At 39.5% G+C, this 15,776-nt stretch carries 11 protein-coding genes; 2 read left to right on the forward strand and 9 right to left on the reverse strand.

From position 1 onward, the window contains the following. Positions 1 to 2: 2 nt before the first annotated feature. Both HUX74_RS00335 and HUX74_RS00340 read left to right on the forward strand, forming a co-directional pair. Entirely contained in the window at positions 3 to 3,224 is a 3,222-nt protein-coding gene (locus HUX74_RS00335) for a glycoside hydrolase family 2 TIM barrel-domain containing protein (protein WP_174646000.1), read from the forward strand. A 97-nt stretch (positions 3,225 to 3,321) separates the two neighbouring features. Continuing rightward, the gene (locus HUX74_RS00340) at positions 3,322 to 4,110 is read left to right on the forward strand and encodes an N-acetylmuramoyl-L-alanine amidase-like domain-containing protein (RefSeq protein ID WP_174646001.1); all 789 of its coding nucleotides are present in this window, start codon (positions 3,322 to 3,324) and stop codon (positions 4,108 to 4,110) included. A 78-nt stretch (positions 4,111 to 4,188) separates the two neighbouring features. Here HUX74_RS00340 and HUX74_RS00345 read toward each other — a convergent pair whose 3' ends face one another. From HUX74_RS00345 to HUX74_RS00385, 9 genes are all read right to left on the reverse strand, one after another. After that, positions 4,189 to 5,751 carry an ATP-binding protein gene (locus HUX74_RS00345; RefSeq protein WP_120137728.1) on the reverse strand — a complete coding sequence of 521 codons (1,563 nt, stop codon included), beginning with the start codon at positions 5,749 to 5,751 and terminating at the stop codon, positions 4,189 to 4,191. A 128-nt stretch (positions 5,752 to 5,879) separates the two neighbouring features. Then, the gene (locus tag HUX74_RS00350) at positions 5,880 to 6,830 is read right to left on the reverse strand and encodes a glycosyltransferase family 4 protein (RefSeq protein ID WP_174646002.1); all 951 of its coding nucleotides are present in this window, start codon (positions 6,828 to 6,830) and stop codon (positions 5,880 to 5,882) included. Positions 6,831 to 6,853: 23 nt separating this feature from the next. Beyond that, complete coding sequence (locus HUX74_RS00355) at positions 6,854 to 7,840, reverse strand: NAD-dependent epimerase/dehydratase family protein (RefSeq protein WP_174646003.1); 987 nt, start codon at positions 7,838 to 7,840, stop codon at positions 6,854 to 6,856. Between the two features lie 312 nt (positions 7,841 to 8,152). Then, positions 8,153 to 8,899, reverse strand: coding sequence for a glycosyltransferase (locus HUX74_RS00360; protein WP_117713517.1), 747 nt, complete (start codon positions 8,897 to 8,899; stop codon positions 8,153 to 8,155). 310 nt (positions 8,900 to 9,209) lie between these two features. Next, positions 9,210 to 10,334 carry a glycosyltransferase family 1 protein gene (locus HUX74_RS00365; RefSeq protein ID WP_057255932.1) on the reverse strand — a complete coding sequence of 375 codons (1,125 nt, stop codon included), beginning with the start codon at positions 10,332 to 10,334 and terminating at the stop codon, positions 9,210 to 9,212. 124 nt (positions 10,335 to 10,458) lie between these two features. Then, positions 10,459 to 11,529 carry a glycosyltransferase gene (locus tag HUX74_RS00370; protein WP_174646004.1) on the reverse strand — a complete coding sequence of 357 codons (1,071 nt, stop codon included), beginning with the start codon at positions 11,527 to 11,529 and terminating at the stop codon, positions 10,459 to 10,461. Between the two features lie 1,238 nt (positions 11,530 to 12,767). After that, on the reverse strand, positions 12,768 to 13,955 hold the full coding sequence (locus tag HUX74_RS00375) for a hypothetical protein (RefSeq protein WP_174646005.1): 1,188 nt from the start codon (positions 13,953 to 13,955) through the stop codon (positions 12,768 to 12,770). Further along, positions 13,952 to 14,854 (reverse strand): glycosyltransferase, encoded by a 903-nt coding sequence (locus HUX74_RS00380; RefSeq protein ID WP_174646006.1) that lies wholly within the window; start codon positions 14,852 to 14,854, stop codon positions 13,952 to 13,954. The genes HUX74_RS00375 and HUX74_RS00380 overlap by 4 nt, the downstream gene beginning before the upstream one ends. Continuing rightward, complete coding sequence (locus HUX74_RS00385) at positions 14,835 to 15,776, reverse strand: NAD-dependent epimerase/dehydratase family protein (RefSeq protein ID WP_174646007.1); 942 nt, start codon at positions 15,774 to 15,776, stop codon at positions 14,835 to 14,837. Before HUX74_RS00385 ends, HUX74_RS00380 begins: the two co-directional genes overlap by 20 nt.

Genomic DNA, 15,776 nt, shown 5'->3' on the forward strand with positions numbered 1-15,776 from the left:
TTATGAATAAAAAGTATTTTTTACTCACTTGCCTCGCAGCTTTTCCCTTTGCCCTGACTGCTCAGGAGAACAATCGCTACGAAGAGATTACCAACCCCAAGCTGACAAGCATCAACCGGGAGCCTGCCCGCAGCACGTTCACCTCCTACGTCACGGAGGCCGATGCCGTCATCAATGACCGCAAGAACGGAACCTTCCGCTTGTCCCTTAACGGGAAATGGAAATTCCATTATGTGGAAAACTTCGCCGACCGCCCCACGGACTTCATGATGGACCGTGTGGACGCCAGCCGCTGGCCGGACATCAATGTACCCGGAAACTGGGAGTTGCAAGGATTCGGCACGCCCATCTACGTGAACCATCCCTATGAGTTCTGTTCTTCGGGCTATCCTCCTTATTGGGACAAGCCCAACCCTCCGTACGTTCCCAAGGAATGGAATCCCACCGGCACCTATCGCCGCGAGTTCACCCTTCCGGGAGACTGGGACGATAAGGAGATTTTCCTGAGTGCCGACGGTGTACGCGGGGCAGCCTTCTACTACCTTAACGGCAAGTTTGTAGGCATGAGTAAAGATGCAAAGACTCCGGCGCGTTTCAACGTCAGCGCCATTGCCAAGAAAGGGAAGAATGTCATTGCCATTCAGATACACCGCTTTTCCGATGCCAACTATCTGGAATGCCAGGACTTCTGGCGCATCAGTGGTATCGAACGGGACATTTACTTATATGCCCAGCCTCAAATCCATCTCACAGACTTCAAGGTGGAAGCTCCTCTGGACGACAACTACCGGAACGGTATCCTCAAGGTAAAGGTGCAGTTTACCAATGAAAGCGGACAAAACGCCCCATTTGTCGTTGGTTACCGCCTGCTGGACAAGAACGACCAGCAGATAGCCCAGTCCTCTACTCAGGTCAGCGGTGACCAAACGGAAGTGGAATTCACCAAGAAGACCATCCAGGAACCCCTGCAATGGACAGCCGAAACGCCCAACCTCTATACCCTCGTCGTCAGCTTGAAGCGCCCGAACGGAGATGTGATTGAAGCGACAAGCTGCAAAGTAGGTTTCCGTACAGTGGAAATCAAGGACAAGCAACTGTTGGTAAACGGACAACCTATCCTCGTGAAAGGCGTGAACTATCACGAACACAACGAGAATACCGGTCACTATGTCTCCGAAGAACTGATGAAGAAAGATTTCGAGCTTTGGAAGAGATACAATGTCAATACCGTACGCACTTGCCACTATCCCCAGCAGGAACGTTTCTACGAACTCTGCGATGAATATGGTATCTACGTCATCGACGAAGCCAATATCGAAAGTCACGGCATGGGTTACGACTTGCGGGTAGGCGGTACGCTGGGAAACAATCCGCTCTTCATGAATGCCCATCTCGACCGCACCATGAATATGTACGAGCGGGACAAGAACCATCCGTCAGTCATCATCTGGTCGCTGGGCAACGAAGCCGGGAACGGATTGAATTTCTACGTCACTTACAACACCTTGAAGACACTCGACAGCCGTCCCATCCAGTATGAACGTGCACTGTTGGAATGGAATACGGACATCTACTGCCCGATGTATGCTCCCCCTTCCTATCTGGAGAAGTATGCCCGGAACAAGGAGATGACGCGTCCCCTCATTCTTTGCGAGTATGCCCATGCCATGGGCAACAGTCTCGGCAACTTCCAGGACTACTGGGATATCATCGAAAAATATCCCATCCTCCAGGGCGGCTGTATCTGGGACTGGGTAGACCAAGGCTTTGCCGCCAAGACAGACGACGGCCGTAAATACTGGACCTATGGCGGCGATTATGGCGAGAACGGCACTCCCTCCGACGGCAATTTCTGCATCAACGGCGTGGTATACCCCGACCGCAGTGTCAAACCGCAGACGGAAGAGATGGGGAAGGTCTACCAGAACATCAAGTTCCTCGACTTCGACAAGCAAACTTCCACCGTGAAAATCCGCAATGATTTCTCTTTCACCAATCTCGACAAGTACGACTTCTACTACATCATCCGCGACCATGGAAAGGAAGTCTACCGTGGCAAGATTGAAAATATCCATGCTGCACCGGGCAAGACAGTAACCACCGGCTTTCTGAACGGCATACCCAAAGAGAAACAGACAACGGGAGATGTACGCATCGAGTTCTATGCAGCCATCAAGACGGCAGAACCTTTCCTCCCGGCCGGCACGGTCATTGCACGCGAACAGACCTACGTCCATACCTTCTACAAGAAAGAGGCTACGGCACAGAAGCCCGCCACTTCTAAGGAAGAAGGAAATTTGGTGGCGTTCTTCGGTCCCGACTTCAAAGCCACCTTCGACAAGCAAAGCGGCCTACTCACCTCCTATTTGTACAAGAAGCACGAGTACATACTGAACGGTCAGGGTCCCCACCCATTCTTCTGGCGTGCACCGACGGACAATGATTATGGAGCCAACCTCCCCGTCCGCCTCAAAGCCTGGAAAGAGGCAAGCTACCAGGAACCGAAAGCCGAAAGCTTCCAAGTGACTCCGGGCAGCAATGCCACGACAGTAAAGGTGACCTACCGTTTTCCGCAGACAGAGGCCCGTTGGGACATCACCTATAAGATATATGCCAGCGGAACCATCAAGGTAGACAACCGCTTCATGGCCGAAGGAGACCAAGCTCCGATGATACCGCGTGTGGGCCTGCGGATGCAGCTGCCGGAAAGCTTTACAAACTTGACCTACTACGGTCGCGGTCCGAAAGAGAATTACCGAGACCGCCGTACCTCCCAGTTCATCGGAGAGTACGCCATCCCGGTCAAGGATATGTACGAGCCGTATGTCCGCCCACAGGAGAACAACCATCGCACGGATATCTATTGGTGCGCTCTTACCGATAAGACGCAACGTGGTTTGCTGCTCATCGCCGACCGCACCTTTGAGCTGAACGCCTCCAACTATCCCCTGGAAAGCATGGATAGCGGCGATACGATTGACAACGGTGCCCCGCGTACCGAAAAGACCAATCACCGCCACCTCACCGACCCTCTGCCGGAAAAGATGGTCGATTTGTTCATTGACTACCGCATGATGGGTGTCGGTGGAGACGACAGTTGGGGCGCAACCGCCCATGAACCCTATCTGATCCGTCCGGGCAAGGAGAATGCCATCGAATACGGTTTTACCCTTGTTCCGTTCGATAAAAAGGAAGATTATAAATATTTAATCCGGCAATATTGAATTTAATCCCTCCGGATTAAGCTTTTATAAAAAGGATGTAGTAAATTTGCTGCATCCTTTTTACGTTTAAGAACAATAATAATCAAAAGAGAGAAAAATGAAAACAATGACTAAATTTATGTTCAGCGCCCTCTGCGCCGCAGCCCTGGTAACTTCCGTTTCTGCCCAGGGAGGGAAAGATATGTTGAGCAATGGAATAAAGTATCTGGATGTGCCATACGTAGCCCATACGCTGGAGGCAGATGGTCCCGAGGAACTCGTCATCAACTGCGATGAGGTAGACTGTACCACGCTGGTGGAATATGTACTGGCAGAGACGCTTACCCCCAAATTGGCCGACGGAGACATCTCGGAAAGCGCTTTCGCCGATAACCTGCAAAAAATTCGTTACCGTGACGGTAAAATCGACGGGTACACTTCCCGCCTGCATTATATTGCCGACTGGATAAACAATGGCGTACGCAACGGCTTCCTTCAGGATGTAACGGACGCCATGAGTCCCGACACCGAACAGTTATCCATCTCCTACATGTCTTCCCACCCCCAACTCTACAAGCAGCTGGCAAATTCTCCGGAGAACATAGCCAAAATGAAGAAGATTGAACAATCCTTGTCCGGCAAGGAAGTTCACTATCTTCCCAAAGCCAAACTTCCCGCCGATGGTCTCCCGTGGATTAAAGACGGCGATATCATAGCCATCACCACCAACACTCCGGGGCTGGATGTAGCCCACATGGGAATCGCTTTCTATGCAGATGGCAAACTCCTGTTGGTACACGCTTCTTCTACCGACAAGAAAGTGGTTGTTCCCAAAGTCCCCTTGTCCCAAATGCTGAAAGACAATAATAAATGGACAGGAATACGGGTGCTGAGAATGAAGAAATAAGGTGAAATACTATAATACGGAAAAGGCGATGGAGAATAGAATCTCCATCGCCTTTTCCATATATAGGATTGTTCGTTCCTATTCCTCTACGACAATATATTCATCAATATTCCGTGTTTCTTTACTGAAGTTCACACCTACTTTCACTAATTTCCTGCCATCCAAGGTATAAGGAATCAGATACCCCTTCTCATCTATTTGCTTCAGAGCTGCGTCGGCTGTACCGTCCAGTTTGAACTCAAAAACATAAATAGCGGTAGGGGTATGAACTACCGCGTCCGCACGGCCGCGGCTGCTGCGAACCTCAGACCGGATGAACTGTCCCAGCAAAGTAAACACTACATGAAAAATAACCTGATAATGACGTTCCGTATCATCACTCAACTCGTACGGAATACCGGAGAAGAATATCTTAAGACGCTCCATAAACGCCTCCACATCCCCACTCTTCAATTCACGCATGAATTTAGCGATGTGGAAACCAGTCTCATCATCAGTAACTTTAGTATAAAAAGGAACCAGAAAATTCAGAAAGCCGTAACGTATCTCATCATTCGGAAAGCCTAAAGTGTATAGCTTCACATCATCATCATACCCTTTTATGGTCAAATAACCACTTTGATAAATCATCGGAAGAGGATTATTTTTTTCCGCACGATATTCAGAGAAAGCGGAAGCCAGCACTTCCACTCCATCTATCAATAGACGTATATCGTAATCACTCTGCTTCAGCAAGTCAACCAAGTAAGTAGGTGTGCCGGTCTGAAACCAATAGTACCCCATCTCTTCTGCATCAAAAGCATTCAATACACTGAACGGATTGAACATTCCTACACCTTCCGGATGAAAATGGTAACCATCATATTGACGTTCCATCAAATCAATCACTTCTTGTAAAGATATCCCTCTTCGTTTAGCCAGTCTCTCAAGTTCCGGCAGAAAGGTTTTCACCAACTCCTCTTTGGTAATACCACACAAAGCAGCGTAAGGAGACTTCATGCTGATATCATTCAGCTGGTTCAAGTCACTGAACACACTTACTTGCGCAAACTTGGTCACTCCGGTCAGGAAAACAAAACGAAGATAACGGTCAGCGCTCTTCAAGACACCGTAGAATGCTTTCAATGTTTTCCGATACTCATCCAGCAAGTTCTCATCCAAGACCGCTTGAAGCAATGGCTTGTCATACTCATCAATCAGGACAACAACCTGCTTTCCTGTCTGCATGCATGCCTGCTCTATCACGTAAGCAAAACGCTCTTCCGGACTACGGTCTTTCTTCTCCTGACCATAGAGCAGCTCCCATTTCTCCAGATACTGATTAAGCATAGCCGTCAAGTCAGCAGCAGCTTCATATTTCCGGGCATTCAAATCCAAGTGCAAAACCGGGTATTCTTCCCATTCCTTTTCCAGCTGTTCGATGGCCAAACCTTGAAACAGATCCTTGCGTCCTTGAAAGTAGGCTTCAAAGGTAGAAAGAAGCAGACTCTTGCCAAAACGACGGGGACGGCTCAAGAAATAAGGTTTACCTACATTTGCAATTTGATAAACCATAGCCGTCTTATCTACATAGAGATAACCATCCCTACGTATTTCCTCAAAAGTCTGTATGCCAATCGGCAGTTTACGCATCTGTTCCATGTTATTATTATAACCTGATTGGTATATGACAAAGGTACGATTTATATTTCAAAAATAAGACGAAAGGCGATGGAGATTTTAGTCTCCATCGCCTTTCATTATTTTACTAATCATCATTTCAGTATTACTCACGTAGACTGGTGCAATCCGAAATACTTCTTCATAAAGCAGGTATAAGAAAAACAAAGCAAAAGAATTATACCTGTCAAATACCAATAACCGTAACCTAAACACATTATATATCCTACGATAATGATTGCCTGTACTGCCATGTAAATAGAAGAAACCATTATATGGGGAATCTTCAGCTCATTCGCCATAATCTGATACAGATGCTTGCGATGCGGTAGCCCGATATTCTCATGAAGCATCAGGCGGTGAATGATAGTCAATACACTGTCTACCCCATAAACGGACAAAAGAACTATCCAGCTGAAATCACCCGTTCTAATGATAAGTCTTCCTATCAAAAAAAGAAGGATGAAGGCAATGCTCACAGAACCCACATCACCCGCAAAGCATTTGGCACGCTTGCGGAAATTGAAGAAGCAGAAGACTAGAACGGAACAGATAACGGTATAGATGAAATCCGCTTCTACAAAAGTAACCACCTCCTTATTGATATAGGCCAACGCAGCAAGAATAACCAGAGAATAACCTCCCGTTATCCCATTAATCCCATCCATAAAATTGTAGGCATTGATGATGCCCGTACAGACTATCAAGGCTATGACTATCCACCACCAGGACAAGGAGAACAGCCCCCACTGATAAAACATCATAGCCATAGCAGAGAAATGAAAAAGCAGTCTTGTCATCTGTCCGGTGGATTTTATATCGTCCACGAAGCTGATGAACGTCACCAGTGTCAAGGCAAGCAGGAACCAGGGATATTCAAAGCCACTCGTCAGGAAATAGGCAAACGCCCCGAAATAGAAAATAATCCCACCACCGCGTAAAGTCACTTTCGTATGGGAACTCCGCTCATTGGGCTTGTCGATGATATTGCACCTATCAGCTATTCTAAAATAAAAAAGTTCTGCTAAAAACAGCAGAACCAATATAATCAGATAATACATAACAGTATTTTCCTCTTTAATTTTTAATTGTTTACTTTTATATTTGAGAACGATTTTATCGTTCTCACTATCCCCTCCTCTGCCCTCACCGGCATTCTGTCAATACCCAGGGCAGCCTTTATCTTCGCATTACTCACCACATAATTCTCAGTCAACTTGCGCAGGCGCTCTGCATTCAAAGGCAAATGGAGCAGAGTCCCAAGCCGGGCACAAAACTTCATCATCCGCTTATTCATCCTCCATATATGCGACTTGCGCCCCAAAACCACACACATCAAAGATATCAGCTCATTTGTAGACAAGGCTTCATCATCCCCTATATGATAAATGCCACTCGCCACGTTTTTCACCAGCAACCCTTCCACCACATAGCAAAGATTATCAATCGAAGTAAATGAGCGTCTGTTCTCAAAACTTCCCAACGGCCAAGGAATACCTTTCTTCACTACATTGTAAAGCAGATTCAAGTTTCCCTTATTGCCAGGACCATGAATCATGCAGGGACGCAAGATGTACACCTGCTTACCATCAGCCACCTTCAATTCTTCCCTTCTTTTTAGTTCCAAAAAAATGTATTCTTCTGCCCTTATCTTACTTTCTCCATAAGGCCCTACCGGAGCCGGTATTACGTCCTCCGTCAGTATGTCTCCAGATACACTATCAGCAGCAGCTTTCACCGAACTGAAGAATACAAACTTCTTTGCAGACGATTCCAGAAAGAAATCAAATATCTTCTGAGTCAATCCAGTATTGATATCAAAATATACCTGAGCGGCAGACTGATTCTTCGTATCATGCGCCTTGCCTGCCAGATGAATAATGGCATCAAATTTAGGAAGATTCTGCATTGGGAAAGAAATAGTTTCAATATCCTTCCAAGAAAAAGTCTTTGTCACACCCTCCTTTTCGGGAGTAATGATATCCAACCCATAAAGGGTATGGCTTTCCTTCAAAGCCACAACAAGATTGGAACCCACAAAACCGTGGATTCCGGTAATAAGTATATTCATGAAAATATTCTATAAAAGATATTAACCGAGAACATGGCTGTTAGTGATACACTTGAAAAAGTAAACCTTTTCAATATTTTTTTCAAAAGAAATGCCACATGCATTAGGATTGAGTTGAATATAGTACATATCCTCACCATATCGCTCAAAAAAGCAGGAGCTATCTTTCTCAATTTAGAATGAATATCTTGTTGTATATCAGCTATAGATATAGCCAAATGATAAATCCCTAACTACCCTTTTCTACAAGCACCTTAATCAGCCCATATAAATCGTCTCAACTTCAGATGCAAAATTAAGAACTCTTAATCTTTAACCAATACAGCCAAACTTCCTCCAATATCTTAATAAAGATTTGAGAAATACAAGAGCATACTTCAGTGAGTATCTTGCAGAACGTGTTCCTTCGTACTCTATTTCAGCCATCGGATAATAAATTACCTTATAACCTCCCAACCACATTCTCTTGCATAAGTCCATATCTTCACAGTAAAGGAAATAACCATCATCCAGACCTTTTGCAAAGGTATACGATGCACGAGACATCATCATAAATGCTCCACAGACCCAATCCATATTCACCGGATTATCATACTTCTTTAATTTTTTTTGCCCAATAACTCTAACCAAATGTCTAACCAAGAAACGCCATGGTGTAATAAAATGACGATAGCTATCTTGTATGTCACCCAATGTATTTCTAATCATAGGAGCTATCAGTCCAATTTTTTCATGGGCTGCGAAATATTCAACCATCTCTCCAATCCCTGACTTCAATCTTACATCAGGATTCATAATCACCAAAATATCTCCGGTAGCCACTTTTAATCCTTGGTTCATTGCATAAGCAAAGCCACCATTTTCAGCATTAAAAATCCATTTACATAGAGAATGTACAGCAAGTAATTGTTTCCGCTTTTCGGAATTATACAATGAATTAGAGGATACTATTATCTCAAATTGATAAGATGTCTTTTCCATATTCTCTTGTATGGATGAAGAACAAGCCAAAATATCCTCCACTGAATGGTATTCAACAATGACAAAAGAAAGTTTCATAACATTTATTTTCTTCAAAAAGGGGAAAACTTCATTATACAAAAAAACTACAGTATCTTTCGTTTGAGTGAAAAAATCAAACGATTAAATAAAAAAGATAGCTGGATAGAAAAAGGGGGGGAATCATTCTAAAGTACACACACTAAGCCCCAATTATCAACTGTAATAGGATAGTAAAACTCTCTATGATAAAGCACTACTAAAAAACATCGAGATACTCTTTTCGAAATCTACCTACTGCTTTCTTTTATTTCTCCCAGATATGTAAATGCTTTTAATATGCATTGATAATATAAAGCTTTCACAGTTCTCATTTAACAACTTGATATTTATCATACACATTTTCTGTCATTTTAGCAGTGATTTCCCATGAGAACTTTTTGGCTTGCTTAGAACATCTTTCAACTAATATCAATCTTGTATTTTCATTATATAATACTTCTTTAAGAGCATTGTATATACTATCAATATTATTGGGATTCATCAATATTGCTGCTTGTCCAACCACTTCTGGTAATGAAGAGATATTACTTGTTACTGTAGGGATTTTGTACGTAATAGACTCCAAAACAGGAAGACCAAATCCCTCATAAATAGAAGGATAAATGAAAGCATACGCACCTGACAATATAATGAACTTTTCTTCAGTAGTAACAAAGCCTGTAAAAATCACACGATTGGCTATGTTAAGCTCTTGAACCTTAGTTAAAGTATCGTTATAAAACCAGCCTTTTTTGCCAACAATTACCAAGTCAATGCAACTGTCATTTTTTACTATTTTTTCAAAAGCAATCAATAAGTTGACTATATTTTTTCGTGGCTCCAGTGTTCCGATAAATAATAAATATTTTCTATGCAAGCCAAACTTCGCCTTTGTATTATTTATCGATTCAAGATCAAAAACTTTTGGTTGCTCGCAAGCTAAGGGAATAACTTGAGTTTTAGATTTAATTGGTTTTATGTGTAGATTTAAATCATTTAATGTTGAGTTAGAAACACATATAATTTCGTCTGCAAATCGACATGCAAACCGAATAAAAAATCTGAAATAATACCTCTTAAAGATTGTATGCGCTTTTGGATATATAAAAAAGGTTAAATCATGAATGGTAACAACTTTCTTAGCCCTCAATGGAATTAAAGGAAAACTGTAATGCAAACTATGGACAATATTAATTTTATATTTATAACAAATCCATGGTATATAGAATTGCTCTAAGAAAAATCTAAAGAAAAAAAATCTAAACCACTTAGATTTGACAAAGATTATTTTACTTGACTTTAAGGTATTCAACATATCTTTATCATCATCTTGAACTAAACAGCAATACTTATTATTTGTGTCACGTAATAACTCAAAAAACGTTTCTCTTGCATAAACTCCAACCCCAACCTTTTGTATGGGAATTTGTGTAAAGTCTATCAATATATTCATAATTCTCTATTGAATTTCACTCAAAAAAACAATATCTTTGTAATCCAACTCACTTAAAATATCCTGCTTTCATAAAAAGATAATAGATAAGAATCTAACCAATGTTTATACAAATAAATATAAATCATGACTGTAATATGAGTTCTAGTTGTGGTAGGATGTTCAACATGTAATATTTACTTAATAATAACCTATCATCTTCAGCGCAATGCACTATGGCACTATCCAACAAACTGGCAAATTCCTCTACATTATCAAATGATTCTGAGATAAATGCATTTTTAGCATCTTGTAATATCTCCACAGCTCCCGCATTAGGCGTTGTAACTATAGGAATGCTGAAAGACAAAGCTTCAAGTAATACTGTTGGCAGTGCTTCGGAAAAAGAAGGTAAAGCCAACACTTTAGCACGCTTTAAATAAGGCATTGAATTTGGAACAGCTCCAATAAAATGAATTTTAGAACTTCGCTCTAAATTATTTGCGCAATCTTCAAGTTCACTCCGTTCTTGTCCATCTCCCACTATAAGCAGTTCGTAATCTTGATGCTTTATATGTTGAAAAGCGTTCAATAGTAATTTGAGGTTTTTCACCTTGCTAAGCCGTCCAATAAAAACGATAAAATTATCTGGTAATGATGATACCGGTAAGTTGCCTAATTGCACAGTTTTATCGATATCAATAGGATTAGGCAAATAAAGTAGCTGCTTGGAACTTAACCTAATTTTGTTTGATACATCAGTCATGATTCCTTTTGAAACAGCAATAACCACATCAGACCACGGATATATTTGTCTCATTAAGAAGGTTGTACATCGAGCCCACAATCCTAGATTTTTCACCTCAATGTTATAATAGTTATGCTGTGAGATTATTATTTGAGGACGTTTTGATAGAAAAGAAGCTGCCAATATCAGCATTATATTCGGAAAGTCTCCACCTGAAATAACAGAATCCGGCTGACGCTTCTTGATATACTTCCTAAGCTTAAAAAAGGAATAGCGAAGCTGAATGTTACCTAACGACACAACTTTCACAGAAGAAGAAACCAAATCTAAAAGCACACCTTCAGCTTTGCAAACCACAAAATCAACATTATATCCCTTGTCAGAAAGTGCATTAGCATAATTAATAAATACACGTTCTACTCCCCCTATATTAAATGAGGGAAGAAAAAATGATATTTTACTCTTCATAAATTAAAGATTATCAGAAAACAATTAATGTTTGTTGACCTTGAATTTGATTATTTTCTTCCACCAGTAATCATTGCGGTAAATTTAAGAAAAAGAATTACTAATGATTTATATAAGCCAAGACCTGCCACAATTGTAATTGCTGGACATAAAAAATATAACATGCAGATTTAAAATCCGACTGAGGCTGAATAGTTTTGAATAACAACTTAATAATTAACACCAATGGCATTGTATGAAAAGCATAGATAAAGAAACTGCTATTAGTCAGAAAATGATGACTTCTTATCTTTCCCATACAAAGCAAGTATGACGTAATACATACATAATATACCCAGTATAATGCTCAAATGATGTACGTATTCAATGTACCATGCATTCATACAACCAAGTATGAATCGAACACTAACCTATAAGATATGCTAACAATGATAAAGGCAATAATGGTCGCATTGTTGCAACAAAATCTTTTTTTTGAATACTAAATGAAAAATAAAACATAACAGCTAAACTAAAACCAGAAATAGCAGACCAAAAATTAATAAGTCATAAAATGCCCAAGCATAGTATACATAATACTTGCAAATACCTAACTCCAAGATAAACGATAGGAAAGAAAACCATAGTAACCATTTTAAGTCACGCAAGAACCAAAACTGATAACATACAGGGAAAGCACTTTCTACAGTTGGATTAATATGCGAAGTGCCGTAGAAAGACCATAGCCAATCTGTAAGTGTATAATCTAATCTACCACAAGCTTATTCTTTCCTGATAATAATCCCGAGAAAACACTTTCTGCAACTAGCAATAGCAGAATAACAAATAAATTCTAATATAAATAAGGAACAAGTATGACCTTTGCTCTTTTTTTAATTTTGCTACAATATACATCAATACTATAAAAATGTGGTTTTGAAAAAAAACAAGAATCCCAAAATGAAATAAAACAAAGAAATTGCTATACTCGCAATAATGTTTGAAACGAGGATAAATATTGTAGAATAGCAAGGAATACTACCTTCGTGCATCAAATTAACTCCATTAACTACAACTCTGTCAAATTTAGAATGAATCATTACTTCCAATACATACAATAAGAGGGGATCTCAAGTATGATATAGCTTCAAACTCACCTCCAAATTTAGATATATAAATATTTGATAAGTTTGAAGTGAAGTTATTAAGAAAATTGAAACGTATACCTACAATCTTAGTTTTAACACAATGGCACAACCTTATTGCCTATTATTCGTGCGAGATTCTTCCATATGCTGCCTCCCATAGAAATTATATAAAGCGATAAAATAGAAAAATGTCATAGGACTGAAATGACAAATAGTAGAATTAAAAGCAATAAGAACAAAAGCCAAGGCAAAGACTGATTCCTTTAGAAAGAATTTAATATAAATCAAAAATAATACAAGCGGTACAGTTCCTTGCTCAATAAATATTTTATAGTAAGTATTCGACTCACCTCTACCGGTAAGAAGAGTAACATAACCACTTCCTTTGCCTAAAAGATATTCCCATACTGACATATCCTGATAGATTTCGGCTGATGAAATCATTCTCGATTGTCGATCACCCAATGAAGAAAGAAGATTATAAGATGTGTAAATCTCCATTAAATCCAGTTCTAATACAACTATCAGAACTACAATCATAAGAGCCACTAACAGCCAATACAAAGTAGTGGTTGACTTAAATGCAAACTTATAGAAAATTGAAATAAAAAAAGAGAATGCAAGACTAACGACTATCGTACCTGATTGAACTGTGAAACAACTCAATAGATAAATCATCATAAATAGTTTAAATGCACTTTTGGATAATCTTGTTTTATAATAACGACAAATAAACAGTAAATTGGCCCCTAAATAGAATCCTAAATAACTTGGTTCTGCAAAGAACCAACTAGGCCGAAATCCACCTGTTTCTAAATGAATGAATCCCAAAGGGTTAATTACCGTAACATATCCATCATATCCAGCAGGAAAAAAAGTCGAAGGAAAAAAAGCATATAAAGCACACGAAAGCACTGATGATATAGAGGCTAATGAAACGATACCAACCCACACCTTTATAACTTTAACTTTCAAATTTTGCATATCTTTTTGTATGATATAAAAAGATATGCAAAACATAAAAAATATCAAATCGTTTATGAAATTTTTATTATACACTGGATTATATAGCCATTCAGCAGTGCAATAAGCTACAGATAATAACAAGAATGCAAATTCGGACTTCGTAACTATAATTTTACGAGAAAATAAAACCAAAACCAGCACCAATGTTAATATTAATCTTACTGACACTAATGGCAAAGCATTAAACATCCATGATGAAAAATTTAAAGGAATATAAAATAGGCAAAATAGACATAGCCATCCTACTAAGAATGAAGATTTCGTTATGTTCATTTCAAAATATTATATATTCTCAAAAAATTACTTTTAGCAATAGCTTGTATAGATATGCAGCGAATTTCTTTCGATTTAGATGTTACAGAGATAAGAAAGAATTTAATGGCTTCGGGAAATTTGAAGTTCACATAATGATACACTGCCTTTTGGAAGTACCATGATTTAATTATTTCTCTACGGGTAGCCTTATCAAAACATCCTATATATTGAGCAATCAAGAAGCGAAGCTTTGTCAGCTGTTTGGCAGATGCAGAAAACGTATTACCTACATAATAGAATCCTAACGTTTGGTCTATAAAGAATGTCTTAACTGTGTCATTATTTAAAACACGGATCCATAAATCAAAATCTTCCACTCCAGCAAGCAAAGGGCTTTCGTTAAATTGGTACCGCATAAGAATAGAGCGAGATAGACAAACGCTTGAAGTTCCTATCGTATTTCCATTACAAAGTAGGTTACGTACTCTGTTGCTGTTTGGCAATTCTCTATATTGAGATTTGTTAGTGTGAAGCCTCCTCTGCTCCTCTCTATATAATTCAAACTGATGATAAATAAATACTTCCTCATTAAGATTGCAATAAAGAAGACACTTATTGAGTTTATTTTCTTTCCACCAATCATCCGAATCCAAAAAGCAAACATAATCTCCCTTTGCAAAAGTGATTCCATAGTTTCGAGACTTGGCAATCACCCCTTCGTTATGTATTAAATAGCATTGAATACGACTATCTCCATAACTTTTGACAATAGAAACAGTGTCATCAGTAGAATGATTATCAATCACTATGGCCTCCCAGTTTGAATAAGTCTGTTTAAGAATTGAGTCCAAACAGCGACGTATAAATAATGCGCTATTGTAAGACGGTATGATGATGCTAAATAGAATCTTTCCCATGAAGAAGCCAATTTAAAGTTTTATTGATTCCCTGATTTATATCAGTAAACCGAATGTCCGGAATAAATGTTTTCAATCGATTAATATTCAAAGAGAAATTAGCAATATCATTGGGGTATGAAGAAATATTTATCCATTCAAAATTCGGATAATACGATTTAATTATACGAAGGATTGTATTCAGCGAGACGGTTTCACCCGATCCTACATTCAGTACTTTATTATAAACTTTACTATCAAGCAGTTCAAACAAGATATTACAAAAATCTTCTATATAAATATAGTCTTTGGCGCCTTCACCATTACCCCAAACAGAGAACGAATCACCCTTCATAGCTCTTTCAAGTGCAATATTAATCACACCTTGTTTTTGCGAATAATGATAGGGACCATATGGATTAGAAAGTCTCAAAATCAGATAATTGAATCCATATTGCATGTGATAAAGATAAAGATACTTCTCTATAGCAAGTTTAGTAATTCCATATGAACTGATTGGATTGGAGAAATGGTCTTCGGAAAATGTGCACAAGCTATCGTTTCCGTATATGGCCCCACCCGATGATAAATAAATAATCGACGGTACTTTGTATTTCCCTTGCAATTCTAAAAATTGTATCGTTGGCAGAAGATTGGACTCTACATCAAATTTAGGGTCAAGTGATGTGGAAGGAACTGTAGATGATAATGAATGTATGACGATATCAATCTGATTTTCAGAAAATATTTTTTCCATATCCGCTCTTGAAGAAAAATCTCCGGTATAAGTCTTCTCGATCGATTCGAATGATATGCCGTACATATGGGTAGGCAACCGGTCAAAAACAATAAAACGATATTTATCTTTTAGATGGTTATCTACATGCTTAATAATATTAGTCCCTATAAAGCCATAACCGCCTAATAAAAGTATATGTTTCAT

It is taken from the genome of Bacteroides sp. Marseille-P8574, assembly GCF_902825465.1.
Lineage (GTDB): Bacteria > Bacteroidota > Bacteroidia > Bacteroidales > Bacteroidaceae > Bacteroides > Bacteroides uniformis.